The 26,396-nt window shown below is 62.2% G+C and carries 28 protein-coding genes and 3 pseudogenes; 29 read left to right on the top strand and 2 right to left on the bottom strand.

The features are described from left to right. Window positions 1-81 precede the first annotated feature (81 nt). The 8 genes from CSV86_RS18965 (at window position 82) to rpoS (ending at window position 7,232) form a co-directional block, all read left to right on the top strand. Window positions 82-1,194 (top strand): S-(hydroxymethyl)glutathione dehydrogenase/class III alcohol dehydrogenase, encoded by a 1,113-nt coding sequence (locus CSV86_RS18965; RefSeq protein ID WP_009395229.1) that lies wholly within the window; start codon window positions 82-84, stop codon window positions 1,192-1,194. A gap of 8 nt (window positions 1,195-1,202) precedes the next feature. Next, window positions 1,203-2,057 carry an S-formylglutathione hydrolase gene (gene fghA, locus CSV86_RS18960; RefSeq protein WP_009395227.1) on the top strand — a complete coding sequence of 285 codons (855 nt, stop codon included), beginning with the start codon at window positions 1,203-1,205 and terminating at the stop codon, window positions 2,055-2,057. 71 nt (window positions 2,058-2,128) lie between these two features. Then, entirely contained in the window at window positions 2,129-2,602 is a 474-nt protein-coding gene (gene ispF / locus CSV86_RS18955; protein ID WP_009395225.1) for a 2-C-methyl-D-erythritol 2,4-cyclodiphosphate synthase, read from the top strand. Then, window positions 2,599-3,657 carry a tRNA pseudouridine(13) synthase TruD gene (truD, locus tag CSV86_RS18950; protein WP_009395223.1) on the top strand — a complete coding sequence of 353 codons (1,059 nt, stop codon included), beginning with the start codon at window positions 2,599-2,601 and terminating at the stop codon, window positions 3,655-3,657. The genes ispF and truD overlap by 4 nt, the downstream gene beginning before the upstream one ends. Then, entirely contained in the window at window positions 3,645-4,394 is a 750-nt protein-coding gene (gene surE, locus CSV86_RS18945) for a 5'/3'-nucleotidase SurE (protein WP_009395222.1), read from the top strand. Before truD ends, surE begins: the two co-directional genes overlap by 13 nt. 38 nt (window positions 4,395-4,432) lie before the next feature. Beyond that, a complete protein-coding gene (locus CSV86_RS18940; RefSeq protein ID WP_009395221.1) occupies window positions 4,433-5,071 on the top strand; it encodes a protein-L-isoaspartate(D-aspartate) O-methyltransferase in 639 nt (212 codons plus the stop codon). A 187-nt stretch (window positions 5,072-5,258) separates the two neighbouring features. After that, window positions 5,259-6,119, top strand: coding sequence for a peptidoglycan DD-metalloendopeptidase family protein (locus CSV86_RS18935; protein WP_009395219.1), 861 nt, complete (start codon window positions 5,259-5,261; stop codon window positions 6,117-6,119). 105 nt (window positions 6,120-6,224) lie between these two features. Further along, window positions 6,225-7,232, top strand: coding sequence for an RNA polymerase sigma factor RpoS (gene rpoS / locus CSV86_RS18930; RefSeq protein ID WP_009395217.1), 1,008 nt, complete (start codon window positions 6,225-6,227; stop codon window positions 7,230-7,232). 493 nt (window positions 7,233-7,725) lie between these two features. Here the strand turns inward: rpoS and fdxA are convergent, their stop codons facing one another. Beyond that, a complete protein-coding gene (fdxA, locus tag CSV86_RS18925; protein WP_009395216.1) occupies window positions 7,726-8,049 on the bottom strand; it encodes a ferredoxin FdxA in 324 nt (107 codons plus the stop codon). A 140-nt stretch (window positions 8,050-8,189) separates the two neighbouring features. Further along, window positions 8,190-10,765: pseudogene (mutS, locus tag CSV86_RS18920) on the bottom strand (DNA mismatch repair protein MutS). Between the two features lie 176 nt (window positions 10,766-10,941). Between mutS and CSV86_RS18915 the strand changes: the two are divergent. The 21 genes and pseudogenes from CSV86_RS18915 to CSV86_RS18815 all read left to right on the top strand — a co-directional run bounded on the left by CSV86_RS18915 (window position 10,942) and on the right by CSV86_RS18815 (window position 26,366). Continuing rightward, window positions 10,942-11,685, top strand: coding sequence for a LexA family transcriptional regulator (locus tag CSV86_RS18915; RefSeq protein ID WP_037058740.1), 744 nt, complete (start codon window positions 10,942-10,944; stop codon window positions 11,683-11,685). 474 nt (window positions 11,686-12,159) lie between these two features. Beyond that, window positions 12,160-12,495 carry a phage holin family protein gene (locus CSV86_RS18910; RefSeq protein WP_009395213.1) on the top strand — a complete coding sequence of 112 codons (336 nt, stop codon included), beginning with the start codon at window positions 12,160-12,162 and terminating at the stop codon, window positions 12,493-12,495. Next, complete coding sequence (locus CSV86_RS18905; RefSeq protein WP_009395212.1) at window positions 12,492-12,989, top strand: hypothetical protein; 498 nt, start codon at window positions 12,492-12,494, stop codon at window positions 12,987-12,989. The genes CSV86_RS18910 and CSV86_RS18905 overlap by 4 nt, the downstream gene beginning before the upstream one ends. Then, entirely contained in the window at window positions 12,986-13,546 is a 561-nt protein-coding gene (locus CSV86_RS18900) for a phage baseplate assembly protein V (protein WP_009395211.1), read from the top strand. Before CSV86_RS18905 ends, CSV86_RS18900 begins: the two co-directional genes overlap by 4 nt. Window positions 13,547-13,667: 121 nt before the next feature. After that, window positions 13,668-13,994: a GPW/gp25 family protein gene (locus tag CSV86_RS18895; protein WP_009395209.1), complete on the top strand. Its 327-nt coding sequence runs from the start codon at window positions 13,668-13,670 to the stop codon at window positions 13,992-13,994. Further along, on the top strand, window positions 13,991-14,872 hold the full coding sequence (locus CSV86_RS18890) for a baseplate J/gp47 family protein (protein WP_009395208.1): 882 nt from the start codon (window positions 13,991-13,993) through the stop codon (window positions 14,870-14,872). The genes CSV86_RS18895 and CSV86_RS18890 overlap by 4 nt, the downstream gene beginning before the upstream one ends. A gap of 1 nt (window position 14,873) precedes the next feature. Then, window positions 14,874-15,479, top strand: coding sequence for a phage tail protein I (locus CSV86_RS18885; RefSeq protein WP_009395207.1), 606 nt, complete (start codon window positions 14,874-14,876; stop codon window positions 15,477-15,479). Then, window positions 15,476-16,258, top strand: coding sequence for a phage tail protein (locus CSV86_RS18880; protein WP_376699762.1), 783 nt, complete (start codon window positions 15,476-15,478; stop codon window positions 16,256-16,258). The genes CSV86_RS18885 and CSV86_RS18880 overlap by 4 nt, the downstream gene beginning before the upstream one ends. Window positions 16,259-16,874: 616 nt before the next feature. Continuing rightward, window positions 16,875-17,720 (top strand): hypothetical protein, encoded by an 846-nt coding sequence (locus tag CSV86_RS18875; RefSeq protein WP_170394944.1) that lies wholly within the window; start codon window positions 16,875-16,877, stop codon window positions 17,718-17,720. Beyond that, window positions 17,720-18,178, top strand: a complete 459-nt coding sequence (locus CSV86_RS18870) for a phage tail assembly chaperone (protein ID WP_009395205.1) — start codon at window positions 17,720-17,722, stop codon at window positions 18,176-18,178. Before CSV86_RS18875 ends, CSV86_RS18870 begins: the two co-directional genes overlap by 1 nt. 90 nt (window positions 18,179-18,268) lie before the next feature. Continuing rightward, the gene (locus CSV86_RS18865) at window positions 18,269-19,435 is read left to right on the top strand and encodes a phage tail sheath subtilisin-like domain-containing protein (protein ID WP_009395204.1); all 1,167 of its coding nucleotides are present in this window, start codon (window positions 18,269-18,271) and stop codon (window positions 19,433-19,435) included. Between the two features lie 13 nt (window positions 19,436-19,448). Next, a complete protein-coding gene (locus CSV86_RS18860; RefSeq protein ID WP_037058725.1) occupies window positions 19,449-19,958 on the top strand; it encodes a phage major tail tube protein in 510 nt (169 codons plus the stop codon). Window positions 19,959-19,975: 17 nt separating this feature from the next. Beyond that, window positions 19,976-20,275: a phage tail assembly protein gene (locus CSV86_RS18855; protein WP_009395200.1), complete on the top strand. Its 300-nt coding sequence runs from the start codon at window positions 19,976-19,978 to the stop codon at window positions 20,273-20,275. Between the two features lie 137 nt (window positions 20,276-20,412). Further along, on the top strand, window positions 20,413-21,672 hold the full coding sequence (locus CSV86_RS18850) for a hypothetical protein (protein WP_170394941.1): 1,260 nt from the start codon (window positions 20,413-20,415) through the stop codon (window positions 21,670-21,672). 517 nt (window positions 21,673-22,189) lie between these two features. Next, entirely contained in the window at window positions 22,190-22,654 is a 465-nt protein-coding gene (locus CSV86_RS18845; RefSeq protein WP_170394938.1) for a hypothetical protein, read from the top strand. A 9-nt stretch (window positions 22,655-22,663) separates the two neighbouring features. Next, a pseudogene (locus tag CSV86_RS18840) lies at window positions 22,664-23,508 on the top strand (phage tail protein). Further along, a complete protein-coding gene (locus CSV86_RS18835; protein WP_009395192.1) occupies window positions 23,483-23,689 on the top strand; it encodes a tail protein X in 207 nt (68 codons plus the stop codon). Before CSV86_RS18840 ends, CSV86_RS18835 begins: the two are co-directional and overlap by 26 nt. Before the next feature lie 59 nt (window positions 23,690-23,748). After that, window positions 23,749-24,804 carry a phage late control D family protein gene (locus CSV86_RS18830; RefSeq protein ID WP_009395190.1) on the top strand — a complete coding sequence of 352 codons (1,056 nt, stop codon included), beginning with the start codon at window positions 23,749-23,751 and terminating at the stop codon, window positions 24,802-24,804. Beyond that, complete coding sequence (locus CSV86_RS18825) at window positions 24,801-25,352, top strand: glycoside hydrolase family 19 protein (RefSeq protein WP_009395188.1); 552 nt, start codon at window positions 24,801-24,803, stop codon at window positions 25,350-25,352. The genes CSV86_RS18830 and CSV86_RS18825 overlap by 4 nt, the downstream gene beginning before the upstream one ends. Continuing rightward, window positions 25,349-25,845: pseudogene (locus CSV86_RS18820) on the top strand (lysis system spanin subunit). The gene CSV86_RS18825 and the pseudogene CSV86_RS18820 overlap by 4 nt, the downstream one beginning before the upstream one ends. A gap of 38 nt (window positions 25,846-25,883) precedes the next feature. Beyond that, entirely contained in the window at window positions 25,884-26,366 is a 483-nt protein-coding gene (locus CSV86_RS18815) for a CinA family protein (protein ID WP_009395184.1), read from the top strand. Window positions 26,367-26,396 lie beyond the last annotated feature (30 nt).

The following is a 26,396-nucleotide window of genomic DNA, read 5'->3' as shown; positions in this document are numbered from 1 at the left end:
TTTTGTCTTTGGCCGGATTATTCATCAAAAAGCCTTGAATTACACTGGCTGTCTGAAATGTCCTTTCATTGGAGAAGATTGATGATCAAGTCCCGTGCCGCCGTAGCCTTCGAGGCCAAGAAACCGCTGGAAATCGTCGAAGTCGACGTCGCCATGCCCAAGGCCGGTGAGGTGCTGCTGCGCGTGGTCGCTTCCGGTGTCTGCCATACCGACGCCTACACCCTGTCCGGTGCCGACCCGGAAGGCATCTTCCCGTCGATCCTCGGTCATGAAGGCGGTGCAATCGTCGAGGCCGTTGGCGAGGGCGTGACCTCCGTGGCCGTAGGCGATCATGTGATCCCGCTGTACACCCCGGAATGCGGCAAGTGCAAATTCTGCCTGTCGGGCAAGACCAACCTGTGCCAGGCCATCCGCGCCACCCAGGGCAAGGGCTTGATGCCGGACGGCACCACGCGCTTTTCCTACAAGGGGCAGCAGCTCTTCCATTACATGGGCACTTCGACCTTCTCCGAGTACACCGTGCTGCCGGAAATCTCCGTAGCCAAGATCCAGAAGGAAGCCCCGCTGGAGAAGGTCTGCCTGCTTGGTTGCGGCGTGACCACCGGTATCGGCGCGGTGCTGAACACCGCCAAGGTCAAGCCAGGTGACACCGTGGCCATCTTCGGCCTGGGTGGCATCGGCCTGTCGGCGATCATCGGTGCGGTCAAGGCCAAGGCCTCGCGCGTCATCGCCGTGGACATCAACCCGGGCAAATTCGAGATCGCCCGCCAGCTCGGTGCCACCGACTGCGTCAATCCGAAGGACTACGATCGTCCGATCCAGGAAGTGATCGTCGACCTCACCGATGGCGGCGTGGACTTCTCCTTCGAGTGCGTGGGCAACGTCAATCTGATGCGTGCGGCGCTGGAGTGCTGCCACAAGGGCTGGGGCGAGTCGGTGATCATCGGCGTGGCCGGTGCCGGCCAGGAAATCGCCACCCGTCCGTTCCAGTTGGTGACCGGCCGCGTCTGGCGCGGTTCCGCCTTCGGTGGCGTGCGTGGTCGCAGCGAGCTGCCGAGTTACGTCGAGATGTCCGAGAAGGGCGAGATCCCGCTGGATACCTTCATCACCCACACCATGGGCCTGGAAGACATCAACAAGGCCTTCGACCTGATGCATGAAGGCAAGAGCATCCGCAGCGTCATCCACTTCTGAGGTCGCTCATGAGCCTGGAAAACATTTCCTGCCAGAAAAGCTTCGGTGGCTGGCACAAGCGTTACCGTCATCGCTCCCAAGTGCTGGGCTGCGACATGGTCTTCGCCGTGTACCTGCCGCCGCAGGCCGAGCAGGGCGGCAAGCTGCCAGTACTGTATTGGCTGAGCGGGCTGACCTGCACCGACGAGAACTTCATGCAGAAGGCCGGTGCGCACAAGCTGGCGGCCGAGCTGGGGCTGATCATCGTCGCGCCGGACACCAGTCCGCGGGGTACCCAGGTGCCGGGGGATCCGGACGGTGCCTGGGACTTCGGCCTTGGCGCCGGCTTCTACGTCAATGCGACCCAGCAACCGTGGGCGGCCAACTACCGCATGTACGACTATGTGGTGGCCGAACTGCCGGCCCTGATCGAGGCGCATTTCCCGGCTTCGGACAAGCGCTCCGTCAGCGGTCATTCCATGGGCGGGCACGGTGCGCTGGTTTGCGCCTTGCGCAATCCCGGGCGTTATTCGTCGGTGTCGGCCTTTGCGCCGATCAGCAACCCGATGGATTGCCCTTGGGGGCAGAAGGCCTTCAGCCGCTACCTCGGCGACGACCGCGCGCGTTGGCGCGAGTGGGATGCCAGTGTGCTGGTCGCCCAGGCCAGCGAGCGCCTGCCGCTGCTGGTGGACCAGGGTGATCGCGACGATTTCCTGGAAAACCAGCTCAAGCCGCAGGTGTTGCAACAGGCGGCACAAGCCGCGGGCTATCCGCTGCAACTGCGTCTGCAGCCAGGCTACGACCACAGCTACTACTTCATCGCCAGTTTCATCGATGATCACTTGCGGCATCATGCCGCAGCGCTGGGTGTAGAGCGCGCTTGAGGCGACAATTCAAGCCCAACGCCCGGCAAAGCAGGTAGAATCACGCCCTGACTCAATCAGGGCGTTTTTTTATGCGTATTGGCCACGGCTACGACGTGCACCGCTTTGCGGAGGGCGATTTCATCACCTTGGGCGGCGTGCAGATCGCGCACAAATACGGGCTGCTGGCCCATTCCGACGGCGATGTGCTGCTGCACGCCCTGAGCGATGCCTTGCTCGGCGCTGCCGCACTGGGTGACATCGGTCGTCATTTCCCCGATACCGATCCGCAATTCAAGGGCGCCGATAGCCGCGTGCTGCTGCGTCATGTGGTCGCCATCGTCCAGGCCAAGGGCTGGAAGGTCGGCAATGTCGACGCCACCATCGTCGCCCAGGCGCCGAAGATGGCACCGCACATCGAACGCATGCGCGAGTTGATCGCGGCCGACCTGCAGGTCGGGCTCGACCAGGTCAATGTCAAGGCCACCACCACCGAGAAGCTCGGTTTCACCGGTCGTGAGGAAGGTATTGCGGTACACGCCGTCGCCTTGTTGCTGCCAGCATGAACGAACTCGAACTGCTCGGCCCGCGCGCCAGCGGGCCGGCGCTGGGCAGCGCGGTACTGAAAGCGGTGGCGGAGGATTTCCAGGTCGATGAAGTGCTGGACATCCCGCTGTCCGGCCAGGGCGAACACCTGTGGTTGTGGGTGGAAAAGCGCGATCTCAATACCGAGGAAGCTGCCCGCCGCCTGGCCCGTGCCGCCGGTGTGCCGCTGAAGACCATCAGCTATGCCGGCCTCAAGGATCGCCAGGCCTTGACCCGCCAGTGGTTCAGCCTGCATCTGCCGGGCAAGGCCGATCCCGATTTCACTGCCGCCGAAAATGAAAGCCTGCGCATCCTCGAGCGCACCCGGCATTCACGCAAGCTGCAACGCGGTGCCCATTCGGCCAACGGCTTCACCCTGCGCCTGACCCGGCTCCAGGCCGATCACGCCGCGCTCGATGCCCGTCTCGAACGGCTGCGCGCCCAAGGGGTCCCGAACTACTTCGGGGCGCAGCGCTTTGGTCATGACGGAGGCAACGTCGAGGAGGCGCGCCACTGGGCCGAACGCAAGGCATTGCCGGAGCAACGCAACCTGCGCTCGCGGTTGCTGTCGAGCGCGCGTAGCTACCTGTTCAATCGTGTCCTCGCCCAGCGTGTCGAGGATGGCAGTTGGCAGCGTGCGCAGATCGGCGACCTGTTGGCGTTCACTGATAGCCGTAGCTTCTTTCCGGCAGGTGAGTCGGAATGCAGCGATCCTCGCCTCGGCATTCTCGACCTGCATCCCACCGGGCCGCTCTGGGGTGAAGGGTTTCCAGCCACGCAGGGCTCGGCCGGCGCCCTCGAACAGCGTGTCGGCGAGGAGAATCCGGCACTCTGCGAATGGCTTGGGCACGCCGCGATGAAGCAGGAACGACGCATTCTGCGACTGCCCATTGGTCGGCTGACGTGGCATTATCCCGAGCCTGATATCCTGCAACTGGAATTCGTCCTTCCGGCCGGATGTTTCGCCACCGTGGTGGTGCGCGAACTCGTCGATCTGGTCCCGGCAGGGCAGACGGACAGCCCATGCGTATTCTGATTTCCAATGACGATGGCGTTCTCGCGCCCGGACTCGCTGCGCTCCACGGCGCGCTGGCGGATTATGCCGAGTGCGTGGTGATCGCCCCGGACCAGGACAAGAGCGGTGCCAGCAGTTCGCTGACCCTCGACCGTCCGCTGCATCCGCAAACCCTGCCCAACGGCTTCATCAGCATCAACGGCACTCCGACCGACTGCGTTCATCTCGGTCTCAACGGCTTGTTGCCGCAGACCCCGGACATGGTGGTGTCGGGGATCAACCTGGGGGCCAACCTCGGCGACGACGTTCTTTACTCCGGAACCGTGGCTGCAGCGCTGGAAGGGCGCTTCCTCGGCAATACCTCGTTCGCCTTCTCGCTGTTGTCGCGGCTGCCCGACAACCTGCCGACAGCCGCCTACGTCGCGCGCAAGCTGGTCGAAGCGCACCCGCGCCTGGAACTGCCGCCGCGAACCGTGCTCAACGTGAACATCCCCAACCTGCCGCTGGATCATATTCGCGGTATCCAGCTGACCCGCCTGGGGCATCGTGCTCGCGCCGCCGCACCGATCAAGGACGTCAACCCGCGGGGCAAGGAGGGTTACTGGATCGCGGTTGCCGGTGATGTCGAGGATGGCGGGCCGGGTACCGACTTCCATGCGGTCATGCAGGGGTATGTGTCGATCACCCCGCTGCAACTGGACCGAACCTTCAATGATGCCTTCGATCGCCTGGATGGCTGGCTGGAGGGTGTGCTCTGATGCGCGATCAGGACGATATGATGCGCCGCGGTATCGGCATGACCTCCCAGCGCACCCGCGAGCGGCTGATCCAGCGCCTGTGCGAGGAAGGCGTCTCGAACCCGCGGGTACTGGATGTACTGCGTCGCACACCGCGGCATTTGTTCGTCGATGAAGCATTGGCGCATCGCGCCTATGAAGATACTGCCCTGCCGATCGGCCATAACCAGACCATCTCGCAACCTTTCATGGTTGCGCATATGAGCGAGGTGCTGCTGGAAGCAGGTCCGCTGGACAAGGTCATGGAGATCGGCACCGGCTCCGGCTACCAGACCGCCGTGCTGGCGCAACTGGTGGAGCGCGTGTTTTCCGTGGAGCGGATCAAGGTGCTCCAGGATCGGGCCAAGGAACGCCTGACCGAACTGAACCTGCGCAACGTGGTGTTTCGCTGGGGCGACGGCAGCGAGGGCTGGCCAGCCCTGGCGCCCTACAACGGCATTATCGTTACCGCAGTGGCGCCGGAAGTTCCCCAGGCGTTGCTGGACCAACTGGCTCCGGGCGGGCGTATGGTGATTCCGGTGGGGAATGTCGGGGAAGTGCAACAACTTCTGCTGATCGTGCGCGAGGAGCACGGTTTCTCCCGACGGGTGCTGGGAACGGTACGTTTCGTTCCGCTGCTCAACGGCACACTCTCCTGACGCTTCTTTATTTTCGCGAATGGCGAATTCTCGGCGTGGCGTCAGGTCTATGAGGCGGGTGCCCCATGCTCGGACCGGCAACCGTTCACGTTTTGCGTTTGTATATCGCGCGCAAGTGTCCGGTGCATGGTTATAATTGCAACATTATTGCATTTTCAAACTCGATCACCATTTAAGGGAGCGGCGGGTGAGTTCAACAGTCATTCGGCAGCGTATGGGTCTTTCAAGCATCAGGCTTCTGGTGGTTGCACTTGCCGTTGGCATGTTGGTGACGGGTTGCTCCAGCACTTCTTCTTCTTCCAGTGGCGCACGGGTCGTGGACCGTAATAACGCAGCGCCCAAGCGTCCTGCGGTAACTTCCGGGCAATATGTGGTGCGTCCTGGTGATACCTTGTTCTCCATCGCCTTCCGTTATGGCTGGGATTACAAGTCCCTGGCTGCGCGCAACGGCATCGAGCCGCCCTATACCATCCGCCCGGGCCAGGCGATCCGCTTCGACGAGCCATCCTCCGGCTCTTCCCGTGTCGTGACCTCCACTTCTCCGTCGAGCAAGACCACGGTTACCCGACGTCCTGCCGGTACCCCGCCGCCGCCGAAAAGTACCAGCACGGCGGCGACCACACCGGTGGTGACACCCTCCACGGCGCCGACCCAGGTTCCCGCAGCAGAGCGCTCCAGCGGTGGCTGGGCATGGCCGGCGAACGGCGTTCTGATTGGAAAATTCGCTTCAAACGGTAGTTTGAATAAAGGCATTGATATCGCCGGAGATTTGGGACAGCCTGTTTTTGCTGCCGCTGATGGTTCGGTGGTGTACGCCGGTAGTGGTCTACGGGGCTACGGTGAACTCGTAATCATCAAGCACAACGAAACCTACGTGAGTGCTTACGGTCACAACCGTAGGCTTTTGGTTCGGGAGGGACAGCAAGTCAAGGTAGGGCAGACAATTGCCGAAATGGGGTCCACGGGCACCGATCGCGTGAAGCTTCACTTTGAAATTCGCCGCCTGGGTAAACCGGTAGACCCGTTGCAGTTCCTGCCAAACCGTTGATTGTTGATTCCGGCCTGTTCCTTAGCGTAATGGGGACAGGCTCTGGCGATGCCATGGACAAGGTACGCTCGAGTCTGAGTTCGAACTCAGCAAAGGACTATAACAATGGCTCTCAGCAAAGAAGCGCCGGAGTTTGACATCGACGATGAGGTTCTTCTCATGGAGACCGGCATCGTTTTGGAAACGGATGTGGTGTCAGACGAACCTGCTGTACCTTCGGTTCGGACCAGAGCCAGACAGGGCTCTTCGCTAAAACAGCACAAGTACATCGATTACACCCGGGCACTTGATGCGACTCAGCTTTATCTCAATGAAATCGGTTTTTCCCCGCTGCTGACTCCCGAAGAGGAGGTTCATTTTGCGCGCCTGTCGCAAAGTGGCGATCCTGCAGGTCGCAAGCGGATGATCGAGAGCAACCTGCGCCTGGTGGTAAAGATAGCCCGCCGCTACGTGAATCGGGGGCTTTCGCTGCTCGACCTGATCGAGGAGGGCAACCTGGGGTTGATCCGTGCGGTCGAGAAATTCGACCCGGAGCGTGGCTTCCGTTTCTCCACCTATGCGACCTGGTGGATTCGCCAGACGATCGAGCGGGCGATCATGAACCAGACCCGCACCATCCGCCTGCCGATTCATGTGGTCAAGGAGCTGAACGTCTATTTGCGTGCGGCTCGGGAGCTCACCCAGAAGCTCGATCACGAACCCTCCCCGGAAGAAATCGCCAACCTGCTGGAAAAACCGGTGGCCGAGGTCAAGCGTATGCTCGGCCTGAACGAGCGGGTTTCCTCGGTAGACGTCTCGCTCGGACCCGACTCGGACAAGACATTGCTCGATACCCTCACGGACGATCGGCCAACCGATCCGTGTGAGCTTCTGCAGGACGACGATCTGTCCCAGAGCATCGATCAATGGCTGAGCGAGTTGACCGACAAGCAGCGTGAAGTGGTCATCCGTCGTTTCGGTTTGCGTGGTCATGAAAGCAGCACGCTCGAGGATGTCGGCCTGGAAATCGGCCTGACTCGCGAGAGGGTGCGGCAGATCCAGGTCGAAGGGTTGAAGCGTCTGCGCGAGATCCTGGAAAAGAACGGCCTTTCCAGCGAGTCGCTGTTTCAATAACTAGAACGTTCACGTTCGCCTTGCACGCAAACGCCCTGACCAGATCGGGGCGTTTGCGTTTGTATCTGAGGATCGTCAGTCAGTTCTGTCAGCGGTGAGTCTTTTTGCGTAAGTAATCGCTTACAGGGCATGTAAGCGATTGCAGTAAAGAAGCGTAAAAACTGCCCTGCTTGTGATTGGAGCATTTCGTAACTCTATGAAAATAAAAGATTTTATTTTCTGCTCGGGCTACCCAGCTGTCTTTTTTTGAGAGCCATTGCCAGTTGCGACGAGCGTTCTACGCGTTAATATTTGTCCTGTGTCTACGGACTGACACAGGTTGTCAGGATGACGACCAAGGACATCGCAGGATGCGATTCATCAGGACGATGATAGGGAATACAGGGACTACGGAAAAAATGTGGGCGGGTCAAACCGCCCCTTTTTTTTGCCCGGTGAAAATGAAAAAAGGCCCGCAGGGGCCTTTTTCGTTGGTCGGGAGCGAGTCCGGTACTCAGCGCTCCAGATCCTTGATCTTGCCTTTGACGCCGTCGAACTCTTCGGCATCCGGCAGTGCGTCTTTCTTTTCGGTGATGTTCGGCCAGATCTCTGCCAGCTCGGCGTTCAGCTCGATGAATTCCTGCATGTCGTCAGGGACTTCATCTTCCGAGAAGATGGCTTGGGCAGGGCATTCAGGCTCGCACAGCGCACAGTCGATGCACTCGTCCGGGTGAATGACCAGGAAGTTCGGGCCTTCGTAGAAGCAGTCCACCGGACAGACTTCTACGCAGTCGGTGTACTTGCACTTGATGCAGTTGTCGGTGACGACGAAGGTCATTTCTAATTTTCTCCTCAGGCGACGGCAGCGATGCCCTTTCCAGTCAGGGCCGCTCGGTCTGGTAGGTTGCGGCGAGCCAGGCTAATAACTCGACGCTCCGCCAAACCGCGCGAGATTCTAGCAGCTTGTGAGGCCGCGCGTTATAACAGAGTCTTCAGTTCATAGAGCATTTCGATAGCTTGGCGCGGGGTCATGTTGTCCACGTCGAGCTTGCCGATCTTCTCTATGGCCGGATGGGGCAGGCTGGCGAAGAGATCGCTCTGGTGCGGGACGGCTGGCGCGCTGCGACTGTTGGTCGCGGCCTTGGGCACATCATGTGGCAGGCTGGAAGTCTCCAGGCGGCCCAGGTGTTCACGGGCGCGCTGGATCACCGGCGTCGGCACGCCAGCCAGCTGCGCCACTGCCAGGCCATAGCTCTGGCTGGCCGGTCCGGGCAGGACGTGGTGCAGGAAAACGATGCGCTCGTTGTGCTCGGTGGCATTCAAGTGCACGTTGGCCACCAGCGGTTCGCTTTCCGGCAATACGGTCAGTTCGAAGTAGTGGGTAGCGAACAGCGTGTAGGCGCGCAGCTGTGCCAGGCGCTCGGCGGCAGCCCAGGCCAGCGAAAGGCCATCGAAGGTGCTGGTGCCACGGCCCACTTCGTCCATCAGCACCAGGCTGCGATCGGTGGCGTTGTGCAGGATATTGGCGGTTTCGCTCATTTCCACCATGAAGGTGGAACGGCCACCGGCCAGGTCATCGCTGGAGCCGATACGGGTGAAGATGCGGTCCACCAGCGACAGTGTGCAACTGGCCGCCGGCACGTAGCTGCCGATATGGGCGAGCAGCACGATCAACGCGGTCTGGCGCATGTAGGTGGATTTACCGCCCATGTTCGGGCCGGTAATGATAAGCATGCGGGTGCTGTCATCCAGGGCCAGGTCGTTGGCTACGAAGGGACTGGTGAGGACCTGCTCGACCACCGGGTGACGACCCTGGCTGATCTGCATGCACGGCTCGTCGACGAAGGTCGGGCAATTCAGGTCCAGGGTCAGCGCGCGCTCGGCCATATTGCTCAGCACGTCCAGCTCGGACAGCGCGGCGGCGGTGTCCTGCAGTGGTGCCAGATGGCTGATCAGGGTTTCCAGCAGTGCGTCGTAGAGCATCTTCTCCCGCGCCAGAGCGCGGCTTTTGGCCGACAGCGCCTTGTCTTCGAAGGTTTTCAGCTCGGGGTGATGAAGCGCTCGGCACCCTTGAGGGTCTGGCGGCGGATGTAATCGGCCGGGGCCTGTTCGGCCTGTTTGCTTGGCAGTTCAATGAAGTAGCCGTGGACGCGGTTGTAACCGACCTTGAGGTTGGCCAGGCCGGTACGGGCTTTCTCCCGAGCCTCCAGATCGATCAGGAACTGCCCGGCGTTTTCGCTTATCGACAACAGCTCATCGAGCTCGGCATCGTAGCCGGCCTTCAGTACGCCGCCGTCGCGGATTACCGCAGGCGGGTTGTCGATGATTGCCTTGTCCAGCAGGTCGGCCAGCTCTGGATAAGTACCGGCGATGGCTGCCAGGCGCGCGAGATGCGGCGCCTCCAGCTCGGCCATGGCGTTCTGCAGTTCGGGCAGGGCGCCGAGGGCATCACGCAGCCGTGCCAGGTCGCGGGGACGGGCGTTGCGCAGACCGATACGGGCGAGGATCCGCTCGATATCGCCAATATCCTTCAATTGCGGTTGCAGTCGCTCGAAACGATAGTTGTCGAGCAGGCAGCGGATCGAGCCCTGGCGCGCCTGGAGTACTTTCAGATCGCGCAGCGGGCGGTTCAGCCAGCGGGTCAGCAAGCGGCTACCCATGGCAGTCTGGCAGCGATCGATCACCGACTGCAGGGTATTGTCGCGACCGCCGGCCAGGTTGACGTCCAGTTCCAGGTTGCGGCGGCTGGCGCCATCGAGAATGACCGTATCGTCCAGGCGCTCATGCTTGAGGCTGCGCAAATGGGGCAGGGCGGTCCGCTGGGTTTCCTTGGCATAGGTCAGCAGGCAACCGGCAGCTCCGATGGCCAGGGTCAGCTTGTCGCAACCGAAGCCTTTCAAGTCCTGGGTCGCGAACTGCTGGCACAGGCTCTTGCGCGCGGAATCGCGATCGAAATCCCACGGTGCACGGCGGCGGGAACCACGGCGTTTTTCAGCCGGCAGGCCCTGTGGCCAATCGTCCGGAATCAGCAGTTCCACCGGATTGGTCCGCTCCAGCTCGGCCAGCAGGTTTTCCCACCCCTTGAGTTCCTGCACGGTGAAATTGCCGCTGGTGATATCCAGCACTGCCAGGCCGAACAAGCGCTCGTCGCCGAGCACCGCCGCGATCAGGTTATCGCGGCGCTCGTCCAGCAGCGCCTCGTCGCTGACCGTACCCGGAGTGATGATGCGCACCACCTGGCGCTCAACGGGCCCCTTGCTGGTAGCCGGATCGCCGATCTGCTCGCAGATCACCACCGACTCGCCCAGCTTCACAAGCTTGGCGAGATAACCTTCAAGCGAGTGGAAGGGAATACCGCACATGGGAATCGACTGGCCAGCCGACTGGCCGCGCGCGGTCAGGGTGATATCCAGCAGTTTCGCGGCTTTCTTCGCATCTTCGTAGAAGATCTCGTAGAAATCGCCCATGCGGTAGAACATCAGTTGGTCTGGATGCTGGTTCTTCAGCTTCCAGTACTGCTGCATCATCGGAGTGTGTGCGGAAAGATCGGACATTCAAGGCCTTGGAGCAGGGTGTCGTCGAAAGGGTATGAAACCGCTAATAGTACAGGGATTCTCCAGCAGGTGCCGAGACCGAAGGGCGACTGGTCTGCATCATCCTGCGTCGAACCGGGTCGGGCATTTTAGTCGATGCATATTTGCAATTGCATTTCCCTCCAACCCTCGGCAATATGCACGCCATGCACAAGCGCAATGTAGCAACCGTCCTTAAATCACTGCTGGACCGCCACGGAATCTCCGCCACGGAGCTGCACCGTCGTACCGGCGTGCCTCAATCTACCCTGTCGCGGATTCTCAGCGAGAAGATCGTCGATCCTTCAGACAAGCATGTGTCGAAGATCGCCGGGTACTTCGGGGTGAGCACCGATCAGTTGCGCGGGCGCGCCGAGCTGGGCGACAGCCAGATGCCCGAGCGGGAGCCGGGGCACGATGAATTGCGCGATATCAGCCTGTGGGACGATGAAACCCCCGTCGAGGACGACGAGGTGTCCGTTCCTTTTCTCCGTGAGGTCGAGTTGGCAGCAGGATCAGGAAGATTCGTCATCGAGGAAAGCGAACGCGCCCGCCTTCGCTTTGGCAAGCGCAGCCTGCGCCATAACGGGGTGCAGTTCGACCAGGCCAAGTGCGTGACGGTGCGTGGCAACAGCATGCTGCCGGTGCTGCGTGATGGCGCCACCGTGGGGGTCAATACGGGCAAGTGCTCGATTGGCGACATCATCGATGGTGATCTCTATGCCATCAACCACAATGGCCAGCTCCGCGTGAAGCAGCTCTACCGCATGCCCACCGGCATCCGTCTGCGCAGCTTCAATCGCGACGAACATCCCGACGAGGACTACAGCTTCCAGCAGATGCAGGAAGAGCAGATTTCCATCCTCGGTCATGTGTTCTGGTGGGGCATGTACGCCCGCTGATCGCCTTCCCGAGTTATCGAAAACCCGCTTCGGCGGGTTTTTTTTCGCCTGTCGGAAACTGCCTGGAGCCAGGTAGGACAAGGCCTTCATGCATTTAAGCAAATCCCTATGTGCAAATTCTTCCAAAAATGCATTGACTGTATATGCATACATGCATATCTTTTGTCTCAAGCCGGTCAGACACCGGCGACGAGAAAGGCAGCGATGAACAGGCCTCGACTGTTCAGAGGGTTGGCAACTGGCCCGGGTGTGCAGCGTAAAGCACCAGAAGCAGTTATCCGGCGGGCAGGTGGCCGCGGTCGGAGTCAACAATTCGAAGCGCAGATGCCCAGCGCACCAGTAGTGGCGGGCATCTCTACGACGCATTACTGAAAAGCCCGGGGCATGCCCGGGCTTTTTGGAATGCCGAGTGAATGCTCGGTCCCATTCCCCGTTCGGCTGGCGCCGTGCGGGAAGCAGAAAGGAGGCAGGACCGTGACAAGCGAACAACAAACGCTACTGGAAATGCCGATCTGGCTGGTGATCGTCCTGGCGCTGCTGGGCGGGGTTTCCGGCGAGATGTGGCGAGCGGACAAGGCAGGGGCGCGAGGCGGCGCCCTGCTCAGGCGATTGGTACTGCGTTCGGGGGCCTGCATGGTCTGCGGCGTATCCACCGTGATGCTGCTGTATGCCAGCGGCCTGTCGATGTGGGCGGCCAGTGCCCTGGGCTGCCTGACCGCCGTAGGCGGCGCGGACATCACCATGGGGCTGTACGAGCGCTGGGCTGCGAAGCGCCTGGGGCTCGGCACCGACAGCAAGGAGAGATCATGAGCGACCTCGATGCATTGCATCAGGCCATCAGCGCAACCATCCACGCGGCGATGCCGCAACTGGCGACGGTCGGCAGCTATGCCGGCGTGCAACAGGACACACCGCTACCTGCGTTGTTTCACGGCATCGTCGATATAAAGCCGGGCGCCGATCCTGTGGATGGGCATTCCCGGCTCGTAGTCACGTTCGAAGCCCGTATCAGCTGCGATGGGCAGGCGGCGCTGGAAGCCGTGATCCTGGCAACACAGTTGATGGTGCTGCTGCGCAAGCAGTACTGGAACATCGATTTCGTCGAGGAAGCCGTGGCCATCCAGGCGATGCCGACGACCACCTCATCCTCGACCTGGACGGTGCAATGGCAACAGGCGCTGCACCTCGGCGAGGTGCAATGGCCCTGGCCGAACCAGCCGCCCGGGTCGTTGGTAATTGCTTTCGACCCTGATACCGGACCAGAACATGAGAGCGGCTACAAGGCCCCGGAGGATTTCGCATGAGCTACGTCAGCGCTATGCACGACCGCATGATCGCCGGCCTGCTGATTCCCTGCCGGGTGGTTGCAGTCGATCTCGCGGCGGCACGGGTACGGGTTTCCGACGGCGCCGGCTGGACCAGCGCCTGGTTGCGCTGGCACAGCCATGCTGCCGGCAAGGCCAGGCACTGGCGGGCACCGAGCCTGGACGAGCAAGGCATGCTCATCAGTCCCAGTGGCGAACCGGCCCAGGGCACCTTCATACCCGGCCTTTATGGCAACGCCGGCAGCGCGCCGGACAACCGCGAGCATGTCGAAACCTGGCGTTTCGACGATGGCGGCTCGCTGGTCTACGACTGGCAAGCCAGCGCCTACACCATCGAACTGCCCCGCGGCAGCATCACCCTCAAGGTCGGCGGCACCACGCTGACGGCCACCCCCGATTCCATCACGCTGACCTCTGGCAACCTGACCTTGAATGGCCCGGTGCAGATCAACGGCGCATTACAGGTAACGGGAAATATCCACGGCGGCGGCACGATCATCGATACCGCAGGCAACACGCCGAACCACAAGCACTGAAGCCCGCTTGCTGCGGGCTTTTTCATGCCACGGAGGAACGCCATGGCGCCCACCAAAAAGTATTTCGCACCCGGCGTCCGCGCCGCGGTGCACAACCCCAATCAAGCACAGGAGTAGCGCCATGATCGGAATGGATCGCCGCTCTGGCCAACCGTTCTCCGGTCTCGCCCACCTGCGCCAGTCCATCGAGGACATCCTGACCACACCGCTGGGCAGCCGGCGCATGCGTCCCGACTACGGCAGCAAGCTGCGCCGCTTCGTCGACCTTCCTGTGAACGAAGGCTGGAAAAGCGCGGTACAGGCTGAAGTAGCCAGGTCGCTGGTGCGCTGGGAGCCTCGCCTGAAGCTGGAACGGGTGCGGGTGACGGCAGTGGTGAACGGACAGATCAGCCTGCAGCTCACCGGGCAATACCTGGGTGACAGCCAGATCCTGGAGGTGACGGCATGAGCATCGTGAACCTTTCGGCGCTGCCCGCGCCGCAGGTCCTGGAAGACCTGGATTTCGAGGACATCTTCCAGGCTGACCTGGCGACCTTTCGGGCGCACATGGGCGACAGCTGGACCGCGCAACTGGAAAGCGACCCGGTGACCAAACTGTTGGAGGTCGGTGCCTATCGCACCCTGCTCAACCGGGCCCGGGTGAATGATGCGGCCAAGGCACTGCTGCTGGCGTATGCGCAGGGTAGCGACCTGGACCAACTGGCTGCCAATGTGCAACTGCAACGTCTGGTGGTCCAGGAGGCGGATCCGAATGCGACTCCGCCGCTCGAGCGTGTCCTGGAAGAGGACGACGCCCTGCGCGAGCGGATCCAGATGGTATATGAGGGCTTGACCACTGCCGGGCCGCGCAACAGCTACATCCTGCACGCCCGCAATGCTTCCGGGCTGGTCGCTGACGCAACCGCGGAAAGTCCTTCGCCGGCGGTGGTGGAAGTTACCGTCCTCAGTCTCGAAGGCGAAGGTGTGGCCAGTCCGGAGCTGCTGGCACAAGTCACCGCGCGCCTGAATGACGACAATGTTCGCCCCGTTGCTGACCGGCTTATCGTGCGTAGTGCGCAAATCCTGCCGTACCGGATCGACGCCATTCTGCATATGAGCGGCAGTGGCCCGGAGACCGAGGCAACGCTGGTCGAATGCAGACGTCGCCTGCAGGCCTGGATCAATCCCCGTGGGCGCCTGGGGGTCGAGGTGCCTCGCTCCGCGATCGACGCGCAACTGCATATCAGTGGAGTTGCCCGGGTCGAGCTGACGAACTGGACCGACCTGAGCCCGAACAAGACCCAGGCAGCCTGGTGCACCGGCTTCGACATCCGGCTGGGAGGTTGACATGGTCAGTCTCTTGCCGCTCAACAGTACCTTGCTGGAGCGGGCCGTCGAGGCTGCCTCGCTGGATGCCGCCGACATTCCCTTGCGAACGCTGTACAACCCCGACACCTGTCCGCCGCACCTGCTTCATCAATTGGCACTTGCCTGGTCGGTAGATCGGTGGGACGAGGCCTGGCCGGAGGCAGTCAAGCGTGCAGTGATCCGCGGTTCGTTCGACGTGCATGCCCGCAAGGGCACTGTCGGAGCGTTGCGCCGGGTCGTGGAACCCTTCGGTTACCTGATCGAAATCGTCGAATGGTTCAAGGCCGTGCCGCCAGCGCCGCCGGGCACCTTCAGCCTGAAAATCGGCGTGTCGGACAACGGCATCAGCGAAGAAACCTATCAGCAGCTCACGGACCTGATCGACGACGCCCGGCCTGTCAGCCGGCACATGACCGGCCTCGCCATCGCCCTCGATAGCAAAGGCCTGCTGCGCGTCGGCATCGGCCTCAGCGAAGGCGACGCCATCGACATCTATCCGCCGACCTCGCGTGTTATCGAGGTACGCGGCAACCACGGCTTCATCGGCCGTGACCATCAAATCGAAACCCTGGACGTTTACTCATGACTGACCAGAACAGCCAGTTCTTCGCGATCCTCACCGCCGTGGGGGAGGCCAAGCAGGCCAACGCGAACGCCTTGGGCGTGCCCTGGACCTTCGCCCAGATGGGCGTGGGCGACGCCAACAATACCGATCCGGTGCCTTCGCGCACCCAGACAAAACTGATCAACGAGCGTCGCCGGGCGCCACTCAACCAGCTTTCGGTGGACCCGAAGGATGCCAGCATCATCATCGCCGAGCAGGTGATTCCGCCGGACGTCGGCGGCTGGTGGATCCGCGAGATCGGCCTTTACGATGCGGCCGGTGACCTGGTCGCCGTGGCCAACTGTGCGCCCAGCTACAAGCCGCTGCTGGCGCAAGGCACCGGCAAGACCCAGGTAGTGCGCTTGAACCTGATGGTCACCAGTACCGCCAATGTGCAACTCAAGATAGACCCGGCCGTGGTGCTGGCGACGCGGGATTACGTCGACAGTTCGATCCTGGCCATCCTGCCGCCCAACAAGACTGCCGGGACCTATACACAGGTCAAGGTCAATGAGAGGGGCGTCGTTCTACAAGGATCGAATCCCACGACCCTGGCCGGATATGGCATTACGGATGCGCTACCGAAAGGGCGGGCGGGGTCCTGTCCTCGCCGAATTTCGTGCGAGGAAAAATCAGTGATCTGGATTCAACGCAATTCATCAGTGTTGCAAACCTTGCAGTTGATAAGCCGACGGCCATTCCATATGGGGTCGGTGTGCACATCAAGTATCCGGCGGAACAGTATGCTGTCGACTTCGTAGGTAGCATTACATCCGATTGGTACGGTGCCAGGCATGTCCTTTCCGATGGCACTCCAGGAGCGTGGCGTGCGTTCTGGCATGATGGCAACTTCAATCCAGGCAGCAAGGCCGACAAATCCACCACGCTGAGCGGTTATGGCATCACCGATGCCATGCCAAAGGATGCTGGTGGCTGGATGTCTACGGCAAAGCTCGTCACCGGGCCACTGGCGGCATTGCCCGCTTCCCAGTTTGTCAGCGTCGGGCCTGAAACGACCGATGCCCCGGCCGCGCTCGACTATGGTACTGGCTTCCACATCAAGTACCCGGAGAATAACTACAGCTTCGAAATGCTAGCGGGTATGAACAGGGACTGGGTTGGCTTCCGCCGTGTCGACTCTCAGGGTATCGGTACCTGGCAGAAGCTGTGGCACGAAGGTAACTTCAATCCGGACGGCAAGGCTGACAAATCCACGACACTCAGTGGTTACGGCATCACAGATGCGATGCCCAAATATGGTGGGGCCTTCTTTCCAGACCAGATGCGGTGCAAGGACGTATCAGCGCAATTCCCGAAACCCGTTTCATTTCGACGGGCCCGGCTACCGAGGACCGACCTGCAGGAGTCACCTATGCCGTGGGTACCCATGTTACCTGGGGCGGCGGTGAGCAAAGCGTTGATTTCCTTGGGGCGCTCAATGGCAAGGAGGAGTTTTACGCTCGTACGGTTTATCAGGGAGCGGGCACTTTCCGCCGGATCTGGACGGAAGCCAATTTCGATCCAGCGACCAAGGCGAACCTGGCCAGCCCTGTCTTCACCGGCACGCCGCGAGTGCCCAATGCCACGACCGGCACGGCGACCGATCAGGCGGCGAACACCAAGTTCGTTACCGATGCCATCACCGCCCTTGTCGCCTCATCACCTGCGACGCTTGATACCCTCAACAAGCTGGCAGCGGCGTTAGGCAATGATGCCAATTTCTCTACCACCGTCAGCAATCAGCTGGCCACCAAGTTCAATAAGTCAGGCGGTGCTGTAGATGGCGCAATTTCCATCAACTTGCCCAATCAGGTTTTGGGCAACCCTTGTCTTGCGCTGAACAACCCAGGCACCAGTGCTTCGACCCAGGCCATGATGACACTGGCCTGTGGTTCGACATCGATCAGTCTGGTTCATAAGAATCAGGACCCTTCGCTCCACTTGCTCAATGGCAGTGGTGCATTGCAGGCACTCAACGCAGGCACGCTCTATTCGAATGGTGCGGCAGCTCATACCTCAGCGACATTCTTGAAACCCGCGTCAGGGCAATGGGTGACGTTGAACGGCTCGGGCCAATTACCCAGTGGGGGGAGCTGGGCTTATCACTGTGTGGGCTACAACGGCAGTGGTCAGGCGCTTGGTGCACTGTCGGGTGTTGCTGCTGGTGGTACCGTCGTTGGATACAACAGTAACACTGTAGGTTTTGCCTGGAGGATCCAGTGATGCAAGAGCAGTCAGCACCAGAAACCGCTGTGGAAAACGATCCGCGGCATGATTTTTCGGGTATTCAGGTCAAGCAAGATGGCAGTTTCATTCTGACGTTGAATGGTTGCCCGTTTCACGCGACGCAGGCTGAAACGCCGGAGGTACATGCCCGGATAACTCGTGCCCTGGAGGAGGGTGCAGGCAGCACCCCCTATGTCGAACCCGTACCGACCCAGGAGGAGAATGAGCAGCACGAGCGGATTTGGCGGGATCAGCAGATCAACCGTGTCAGTTGGCTTCGAGACCGGCATCGTGATGAATTGCAGCTTGAGCGGCGGACCAGCCTGACTGCGGAGCAATACGCCGAGTTGCTGGATTATTTGCAAGCGCTGCGCGATTGGCCGCAGTCGCTGGAGTTTCCTGCTGCGTCGAGTCGCCCGGCGGCTCCGCCCTGGATCACTTCCCAAATTCACTGATGCCCCGTACCACCGGGGCATTTTCTTGTCTGCAGTACCCTTTCGAAGGCCCCGCACCGACGGGGCCTTCTCACATCTGGAGAAATACCTATGAGTGGATTCTTCCACGGCGTCACCGTAACCAACGTCGACACCGGTGCGCGCAGCATCGCGTTGCCGTCTTCTTCCATCATCGGCCTGGTCGACACCTTCACCGAGGGCCCGACCGCCACGGCCAAGGCCAACGACCTGGTGTTGATCACCAGCGAGCGTGAAGCTGTGGCTGCGTTCGGTGCCGATGCCGCCATCACCAAGTCCTGCCAGGCCGTCTTTGCCCGGGCCAAGGCAGTCATCGTCGCTTGCGGCGTGGCCAGGCTGAGCGACGCCGCCGAGCAGACCTCGGCGATCATCGGCGGCGTCGAGGCGAACGGCAAGCGCACCGGCCTGCAGGCGCTGCTCGACGGCAAGAGCCGTTTCAACGCCCAGCCACGCCTGCTGGTAACCCCGAAACACAGCGCCACACAAGCCGTCGGCACCGCCCTGGTGGCCTTGGCCGACAAGCTGCGCGGCCTGGCCATCATCGACGGTCCGGGCACCACCGACGAGGCCGCCCTGGCCTATGCGGAAAACTTCGGCGCCAAGCGCGCGTTCATGGTCGATCCGGGCGTGCAGTACTGGGACACCGGCGCCGACGCCACCATCGATGCACCGGCCTCGGCCTGGGTCGCCGGTCTGTTCGCCTGGACCGACAACGAGTACGGCTTCTGGGCTTCGCCGTCGAACAAGGAGTTCGTCGGCATCACCGGTACCACCCGTGCCGTGGAGTTCCTCGACGGTGATGAAAGCTGCCGGGCCAACCTGCTGAACAACGCCAACATCACCACCATCATCCGCGACGACGGCTTCCGCCTGTGGGGCAATCGCACCCTGTCCAGCGATCCGAAATGGGCCTTCGTCACCCGCGTGCGGACCATGGACATCGTCATGGACGCGATCCTCTACGGCCACAAGTGGGCGGTGGACCGCTCGATCACCGCGACCTACGTCAAGGACGTGACCGAGGGCCTGGAGAACTTCATGCGCGACCTGAAGGCCCAGGGCGCGATCATCAATTTCGAGGTCTACGCCGACCCGGACCTGAACACCGCCAGCCAGCTGGAGCAGGGCAAGGTCTACTGGAACATCCGCTTCACCGACGTACCGCCTGCCGAAAACCCCAACTTCCGCGTCGAGGTCACCAACCAGTGGTTGACCGAAGTCCTCGACCAAAACGCTTAAGGAGAAACAACAGATGGCAATGATTCCGCAAACCCTGGCGAACCTGAACCTGTTCGTCGATGGCGTCAGCTTCCAGGGCGACGTCACTAGCCTGACCCTGCCCAAGCTCGCCATCAAGGTCGAGAGCCACCGTGTCGGTGGCATGGATACCGCGATCGAGATCGACCAGGGCATGGAGGCGCTGAGCGCGAGCTTCAAGACCACCGGCGTTCGCCGTGAAGCGCTGAAGTTCTTCGGCCTGGCCGACAGCTCGGCATTCAACGGCACGTTCCGTGGAGCATTCAAGGGCCTGAAAGGGGCGATCACGCCGGTGGTGGTGACCCTGCGCGGCATGCTCAAGGAGGTCGAGATGGGCGACTGGAAAACCTCGGAAAAGCCGGAGACCAATCACGTCGTGTCCCTGACCTACTACAAGCTGGAGATCGATGGCCGGCTGCTGTACGAGATCGACCCGCTGGGCATGAAGCGCGTGGTCAACGGCGTTGACCAGCTCGCCGCCCAGCGTACCGCCCTCGGCCTCTGACACAAGGACAAGCTCGTATGAAGCAAGCAACGAAGGTACCCGCCTGGCTGACCGTCAGCGCGGACAGCGTGGTGGTGAAGTTGAGCCGCGCCACCGAGGCCAACGGCATTCAGGTCGACAGCCTGTCGCTGCGGGCGCCCACGGTGCGTGACCTGCGCGCCGCGCAATCGGGCGGTGCCGACGACGAAACCCGGGAGCTGAACCTGTTCGCCTCCCTCGCCGAAGTCGCTGTCAAGGATCTGGAAGGCCTGGCCCTGAAGGACTACAGCCGTCTGCAGGCCGGCTATTTTCGCCTGGTGCAGGACGACGAGCTTTGATCCCTCGCGTCAGAAAGCGGCAGCGAAGCGGCTCGCCAGGGAGCTGAATTTCTCTGCCACCGAGATCATGACCATGTCGTATTCCGACATGGTCTGGTGGCTCACCGAGTGAGCCGGTTTGCGCGCATGGAGGACATATGGCGGGCGAACTGAAAGTCCAGATAAACATAGGAGGTGCCGTCGAACCTGTCCTTGGCCAGGTCTTCGACCTGGTCGAGGCCCAGGTGGTGCGGATCGAGTCGTTGGCATTGCGCATCGGCGAGGCCCTGAGGCGCGCCACCGAGCAGGCGTTACCGCTTGCCTCGGCCTTGAGGATGACCAACGACGCGGCGGCGGAGTCGGCGCAGAAATGGCAGGCCTCCCTGGGGGAGATCGGCAAGAGGTTGTCCACCCAACTGGAGACCTTGCCCAGGTTGACCAAATCCTACGAGGAGCTGGGCAAGGCCATGGGGGCCGTGCGTTTTCCGGCTGCCGGGCAGTCATCCGGCAGGGAGGATGCGCAGGAGCGGGTTAACGATGCATCCCGAACCGTCCTGCAGTCGGCGGACGGTGCTGTGGATCGTTTCGCCACCTACGAGGGCATCGTCAGCAAGCTGGTGATCCAGGGAGAGAAGGATCCCGCGCAGCGAGAGGCACAGAGGGCAAGGATCGAGGCGCAGATCGGCAGGATGACCTATGGCACCAGCCTGAGCAAAACCGAAGCTGCCAGCCAGCTCCTGGGCATGTTCGATGCCGGCATGGGTCTCAACGCGCTGGTGCCGGAGGGGCGTCTTGCCGCCAGGTTCAGCGATGGCCAGCAGGTAAGCGAAGGCGTGACTGCCGGACTGTTTCGTACCCTTTCCCCGGGGCAGGGCAGCGATGGGCTCGAACGCCTGCTCAATACCCTTGTCGGCCAGGCTGGCGCCGGATCGCTTGGCATTTCCCAGACAGCCGAGGCGATCACGCGGCTGCTTCCGCAAGTAGGAGGAGATCCGCAGGACGCCATTCGTCTCTCGGCGATTCTTCAACAGGAATCGGGCAAGACCGGGAACTACAACGACATCGTCAGCAATTCCAAAGCGCTCTTTCTCGAGTACCAGCGCGAGAGAGGCAATTCCGCGGCCGACATGGGCCGGTACGGCCAGGCGTTCATGCCGTCGAGCGCCAAGGGGCCGACCCCGAACTACATCGAAAATGATCTGGCGGACCGCCGTCAAACGCTCGAGTGGCAAGGCAAGGCGCAGCAATCCGCCTACGACGGGGTCTCGGTTGCGGTAGGCGATGCCCTGGCACCGCTCTACTCGCAATGGACCTCCCTGATGACCACCGGCGCCAACATCCTGGGCATGGTGGTCGAGCAGTTGGGCGGGGTGGTAACCGTGCTTGGCGGGGTCGTGGTAGGGGGGCCGCTTTGGTGACCTCGTTCGCCGTGCTGGCCAAGGGCAAGGCCTTGCTGGATGCGGTACGGACGGTCGCGGGACCGCGCGGCAAGGTGCTGGCGGAGGCGGCTGCAACGATCTTCAAGCCGGCACCCGGCGCGCCCGGGTGGCGCGCGCGTGTCGGGCAGGCTGTGACCAAGGTCGGGACGCTTCTGCCAGAAGTTCCGCGCCCTTCCAAGGTTCCGCTTGTGCCAAAACTCTTGGGCGGTGCCCTGGCGGTAGCAGGTAGCGCGGTCATGGCGATCAATACTTACCAGAACGCCGAAACCGGTCGGGAAAAAGCCGAAGGCTATGGTCAGGCCGCGGGGGCATTGGCCGGGGCCTGCTTGGGGCGTTCCTCGGGCCTGTCGGGGCGCTGGCCGGTGGTTACATCGGTGGCGAGCTCGGAAAGGTTGCGGGGCGCAAGGTCAATGAACTCTGGGGCGACGAGGCCAGGCCGGATGCGTCTGGCGCCAGGCCTCCCCTGGCGGAACTGCCCGGGGCGGATGCCGGCAAGTTGCTGACGGTCGTCAAGGCACCCGAGGCGGCTGCCCTGTTGCTCAAGACGCCCGGCGAAACGGGTGATCCGGGGCAGGGCGTTCGTCCTTTGGCACCGGTCATCCCGTTCCGGGGCGCGAGGATCGACAGCCCCAATCCGGCGATTGGCCAACCGGCAGGTGAGCGACCTCCCTTGCCTCTGAAAACCGGTGACGTGGTCCGCTCCTTGGGCGAAGCCGTTCCGTCGGCCGCCGGCTTGCCGGCGCCCACTGCTCCCGCGCCCGTGTCGATCACTACCAGCACGCCGCAGCATTTTGCGGTGTCGCCCACCATTGCCATCAATATCCAGGGCAGCGTGACCGACCCTGCCGAACTGGTTCGGGTCCTGCAGCCGGAGATCCAGCGCCTGTTCAACGGCTACGCCGCGCAGGCCAATAGCGGCGGGCATATCTGGGACACACCTGCCGTCACCTTTGTCGCCTGAGGAGAAATCATGGCTTACATGGAATCGATGCAATCCAGCCTGCGCTCACTGGTAGCGGCGGGCGAGGCCGGGCGGCGCAGTGCCGATGAAATGCTGGGGCCCTTGAATGGCGCCGTCAGCGATATCACCGGTGCCGCTACCGAGCTGGAAAACCTGCCCTTCGTGGGCGAAATCATCGGCAAGAAGCTGCAACGCACCCTGCGCGCCATCGAGGTGGCGCAATCGACGGTGGGGACGGTTGCGGCGACGTACAACCGGGCGGTCAGTGTCATAAGCGAGGTCGAGGGCCGGCTGGAGAGTTTCTCCGAGCAAGCCGGCAAGGCCGCCGCAGCGATCAACCGGGTTGCCGGCAAGATCAGCCCGTCGCTGGGCGCGATCCTGCCGACCGGCGCTTTCGCGCCCCGGACGACGCCGGCGGAAGAAGCGGTCAAGCCCTTTCCACACCTGCTGGTTCTGCAACCGCTGGAAAACGGCGCGGAAGCTTTTTACTTCAACCTTGATACCGCAGCGTTCAGCCAGTTCAAGCGCACCAAGGCGTTCAACTGGGCCGGTCAGGATCGCCTGTCGCGCAGCAAGGCGCAGCAGGCCGTGGCCATGGGGGATGACAAGATCACCCTGGACGGCGCGATCTTTCCTTCCTTCAAGGGCGGGCTCGGTCAACTTGAGCGCCTGCGCAGCATCGGCCAGCAACTGAAACCCTTCAGTCTTGCCACCGGCTACGGGGAGATCCTCGGCAACTGGTGCCTGGTCAGCGTGACCGAAACCCAGGACAGCCTCCTGGCAGGCGGCATCCGGGCAAGCAAGCTTTCACATTGGAGTTCGTGAGCTATGGCGACGATATGCCGAACCTCTGAAGGGGATCTGCTCGATACCCTGTGCCAGCACTACTACGGGCATCTGCGCGGCAGTGTCGAGGCGGTGCTGGCAGCCAACCAGGGCCTGGCCGACGAAGCCCAGCCGTTTCGCGCTGGCGTGCTGATCAGGCTGCCGGTGTTGTCCGGCGCCAGCGACTCCATGCTCATGCTGTGGGATTGAGCCATTTGCAGTGTCAGACCCCGCCTCGTGCGGGGTCTGCTTTTTTCGGGAGCCTGAACATGCAACCTGTGTTTCGCATCATCGCCGACGGCGAGGACATAACGGCGCTGATCAACGACCGTGTCCTGCTCCTGCGCACTACCGACAAGACGGGGATGGAGTCCGATGACTTCGAGCTTAGGCTCGATGATCGTGACAGTGCCCTGGCCCTGCCGGCGCGGGGAGCGCAACTGGAAGTCTACCTCGGCTATTCCGGTCAGGAGCTGACACGGCTGGGGCGCTATACGGTGGATCAGATCGATCTCAGCGGACCGGCCCAGACCATGGAAATCCGCGGCAAGGCAGCGGATATGCGCGGGACCGGCAAGACCATTCGCAGTGGTAGCTGGGAGAACAGGACGCTGCAGCAGATTGTCCGCGACATCGCCGCGCGCAATGGCTGGCAGCCACAGTGCCCGGTGATCACCGCCATTCCTCGGGTCGAACAGGTCAAGGAATCGGATTTCAACTTTATTACCCGCATCGCGCAGCAATACGGTTGTACCGCCAAGATCGCCGACGGTGCGCTGTTGGTGTTGCCCCGCCAGGCTGGCAAGAGCGCCAGTGGCAAGGACCTCGGGGTGGTCGGGGTAGCGCTGCATGATGTGCGCCGCTGGAAGTTCCAGTTGAAGGACCGGGCTACGTACAAGGCGGCCCAGACCCATTACCAGGATCCGGCCAGCGGCCAGCAGCAGGCCGTCCGGGTGGAAAACGAAGACAAGCCCGATGATGTCGGTGCGGTCTTTACCGAGCGGCATATCTATCCGAACAGAAGCGCCGCGGAACAGGCAGCCAAGGCCCGCATGGAGGCCTTCAAGCGCAGTACCGCCACGGTGTCCCTGGAAATGGCCGGACGCACCGACCTGTTTGCCGAGCGCATGCTGCGGGTGCAGGGTTTCAAGGATGGGCTGGATGGCGATTACCTGATCGACACGGTAACCCAGACCTTCACCGTTTCGGGTTGGGACACCACCGTGCAATGCAACGGCACCAACCAGGGCAAGTCCACGGCGAAAAGCCAAAAGACCCGGCAGAGCAAGCCGCTCAAGGTTACGCAGAGCAAGGAGCCCAAATGAACCTGACAGAATCCGAGCTGTTCCGCATCTATCCCAACGCCCGCACCTCAGCGGGCGTTTTCGTTGCGCCATTGAATGCTGCCATGGCGCACTGGTCCATCGACACACCACGCCGCATGGCCGCCTTTCTCGCCCAGATCGGTCACGAGTCGGGGCAACTGCGCTACGTGAAGGAACTGGGCCAGGACCAGTACCTGGCGCGCTACGACACCGGCACCCTGGCCCTGCGCCTGGGTAACACCCCCGAGGCCGATGGCGATGGCCAACTGTACTGCGGCCGCGGCCTGATCCAGATCACCGGACGCAACAACTACCGTGCCTGCAGCATGGCGCTGTTCCAGGACGAGCGCCTGCTGGCGCGTCCGCAGATGCTTGAGGAACCCCAGTGGGCGACGGAGTCTGCCGCCTGGTTCTGGCATTCGCGCGGGCTCAATCGATTGGCCGATCTTGGCGAGTTCAATCGCATCACCCGGCACATCAATGGCGGGCTCAACGGGCTGGAGGATCGCCTCAAGCTCTGGGTTCGGGCGCGGGAGGTGCTGTGTTGAACGGCGCACGCCTGATCGCGCTGGCGCTGTTGGTGCTGGCGGCCTGCGCGCTGACCTGGCAGGTCCAGGCCTGGCGTCATGAGCGGGCCATGGCCGTGCGCGAAAACGAATACGCCGACGAGCGTCGGCAACAGGCCGAGGCCTTTGCCGCACGATTGCAGGATGAGCAGGGCCGCCGCCTGGCCCTCGAACAACGCATCCAGTCCGCTGACCAGATCCATTCCCGGGAGCTTATCGATGCCCGACAGACTCAGGCGCGCCTGCGCGACCGCCTGGCTACTGCTGATCTGCGGTTGTCAGTCCTCCTCGCCAGCGACACCGACTCCACCATTGTGCCTGCCACCACCCCGCCGGCAGCCTGGTTCATGGCTCCTCGCGAGCCCGACTTGACCCGGCGCATGCTCAACGAATTATCGCCATCACCGCCGACGGCGACGAAGGATTGATCGCCCTGCATGCCTGCCAGGCCTACGTACGCGCACTGGCCTTCTGAGTGGTGTAGGGTAGGGCGGTTTTCCCAAGGAGCTTGCCATGGACCCGATCACCGTTCTTTCCATCCGCCTGGGCGGACGTCTGCGTCATTTCAATGCCCAGGTCACCACCGCGGAGTCCTGCACCGGTGGCGGCATCGCCGAGGCCATCACCCGCGTGCCCGGCAGTTCGGCCTGGTTCGAGGCGGGCTACGTGACCTATTCCAATGCGCAGAAGACCCGTCAGTTGCAGGTGCCGGAAGCGCTTTTCGACCAGGTCGGCGCGGTCAGCCAGGAGGTAGTCGAGGCCATGGTCCGCGGCGCCCGTGCTGCCAGCGGCGCGCGGTTCGCCGTGGCGGTCAGCGGCGTGGCCGGGCCCGACGGTGGCTCAGCCGCCAAGCCGGTGGGCACGGTATGGCTGGCCTGGGCCGACGGCGAGCACGTCAGCAGCGAGCGCCGGCACTTCGACGGCGATCGCGAAAGCGTGCGCCGACAAACGGTAATCGCCGCGCTAGAGGGCTTGTTACAGCTTGGTGCGGAGTAATTCACGAATCGGGGGTAGGCGGAAACAAAA

The sequence above is a fragment of the Pseudomonas bharatica CSV86 genome (assembly GCF_000319305.2).
In the GTDB taxonomy this organism is placed as follows: domain Bacteria; phylum Pseudomonadota; class Gammaproteobacteria; order Pseudomonadales; family Pseudomonadaceae; genus Aquipseudomonas; species Aquipseudomonas bharatica.
Note: the sequence above shows the minus strand (reverse complement) of the source record. Positions and strands in the feature narration are given on the sequence as shown.

Excerpts from the sequence above, each read along its gene's own strand:
- CSV86_RS18940 (WP_009395221.1), top strand. The coding sequence starts at position 4,433 with ATGACCTCCCAGCGCACCCGCGAGCGGCTGATCCAGCGCCTGTGCGAG.
- CSV86_RS18890 (WP_009395208.1), top strand. The coding sequence starts at position 13,991 with ATGAGCATCGTGAACCTTTCGGCGCTGCCCGCGCCGCAGGTCCTGGAA.
- CSV86_RS18815 (WP_009395184.1), top strand. The coding sequence starts at position 25,884 with ATGGACCCGATCACCGTTCTTTCCATCCGCCTGGGCGGACGTCTGCGT.
- CSV86_RS18965 (WP_009395229.1), top strand. The coding sequence starts at position 82 with ATGATCAAGTCCCGTGCCGCCGTAGCCTTCGAGGCCAAGAAACCGCTG.
- CSV86_RS18895 (WP_009395209.1), top strand. The coding sequence starts at position 13,668 with ATGATCGGAATGGATCGCCGCTCTGGCCAACCGTTCTCCGGTCTCGCC.
- CSV86_RS18860 (WP_037058725.1), top strand. The coding sequence starts at position 19,449 with ATGGCAATGATTCCGCAAACCCTGGCGAACCTGAACCTGTTCGTCGAT.
- CSV86_RS18885 (WP_009395207.1), top strand. The coding sequence starts at position 14,874 with ATGGTCAGTCTCTTGCCGCTCAACAGTACCTTGCTGGAGCGGGCCGTC.
- CSV86_RS18915 (WP_037058740.1), top strand. The coding sequence starts at position 10,942 with ATGCACGCCATGCACAAGCGCAATGTAGCAACCGTCCTTAAATCACTG.
- ispF (WP_009395225.1), top strand. The coding sequence starts at position 2,129 with ATGCGTATTGGCCACGGCTACGACGTGCACCGCTTTGCGGAGGGCGAT.
- CSV86_RS18855 (WP_009395200.1), top strand. The coding sequence starts at position 19,976 with ATGAAGCAAGCAACGAAGGTACCCGCCTGGCTGACCGTCAGCGCGGAC.
- CSV86_RS18870 (WP_009395205.1), top strand. The coding sequence starts at position 17,720 with ATGCAAGAGCAGTCAGCACCAGAAACCGCTGTGGAAAACGATCCGCGG.
- truD (WP_009395223.1), top strand. The coding sequence starts at position 2,599 with ATGAACGAACTCGAACTGCTCGGCCCGCGCGCCAGCGGGCCGGCGCTG.
- CSV86_RS18865 (WP_009395204.1), top strand. The coding sequence starts at position 18,269 with ATGAGTGGATTCTTCCACGGCGTCACCGTAACCAACGTCGACACCGGT.
- CSV86_RS18830 (WP_009395190.1), top strand. The coding sequence starts at position 23,749 with ATGCAACCTGTGTTTCGCATCATCGCCGACGGCGAGGACATAACGGCG.
- surE (WP_009395222.1), top strand. The coding sequence starts at position 3,645 with ATGCGTATTCTGATTTCCAATGACGATGGCGTTCTCGCGCCCGGACTC.
- CSV86_RS18900 (WP_009395211.1), top strand. The coding sequence starts at position 12,986 with ATGAGCTACGTCAGCGCTATGCACGACCGCATGATCGCCGGCCTGCTG.
- CSV86_RS18850 (WP_170394941.1), top strand. The coding sequence starts at position 20,413 with ATGGCGGGCGAACTGAAAGTCCAGATAAACATAGGAGGTGCCGTCGAA.
- fdxA (WP_009395216.1), bottom strand. The coding sequence starts at position 8,049 with ATGACCTTCGTCGTCACCGACAACTGCATCAAGTGCAAGTACACCGAC.
- rpoS (WP_009395217.1), top strand. The coding sequence starts at position 6,225 with ATGGCTCTCAGCAAAGAAGCGCCGGAGTTTGACATCGACGATGAGGTT.
- CSV86_RS18825 (WP_009395188.1), top strand. The coding sequence starts at position 24,801 with ATGAACCTGACAGAATCCGAGCTGTTCCGCATCTATCCCAACGCCCGC.
- CSV86_RS18880 (WP_376699762.1), top strand. The coding sequence starts at position 15,476 with ATGACTGACCAGAACAGCCAGTTCTTCGCGATCCTCACCGCCGTGGGG.
- fghA (WP_009395227.1), top strand. The coding sequence starts at position 1,203 with ATGAGCCTGGAAAACATTTCCTGCCAGAAAAGCTTCGGTGGCTGGCAC.
- CSV86_RS18905 (WP_009395212.1), top strand. The coding sequence starts at position 12,492 with ATGAGCGACCTCGATGCATTGCATCAGGCCATCAGCGCAACCATCCAC.
- CSV86_RS18835 (WP_009395192.1), top strand. The coding sequence starts at position 23,483 with ATGGCGACGATATGCCGAACCTCTGAAGGGGATCTGCTCGATACCCTG.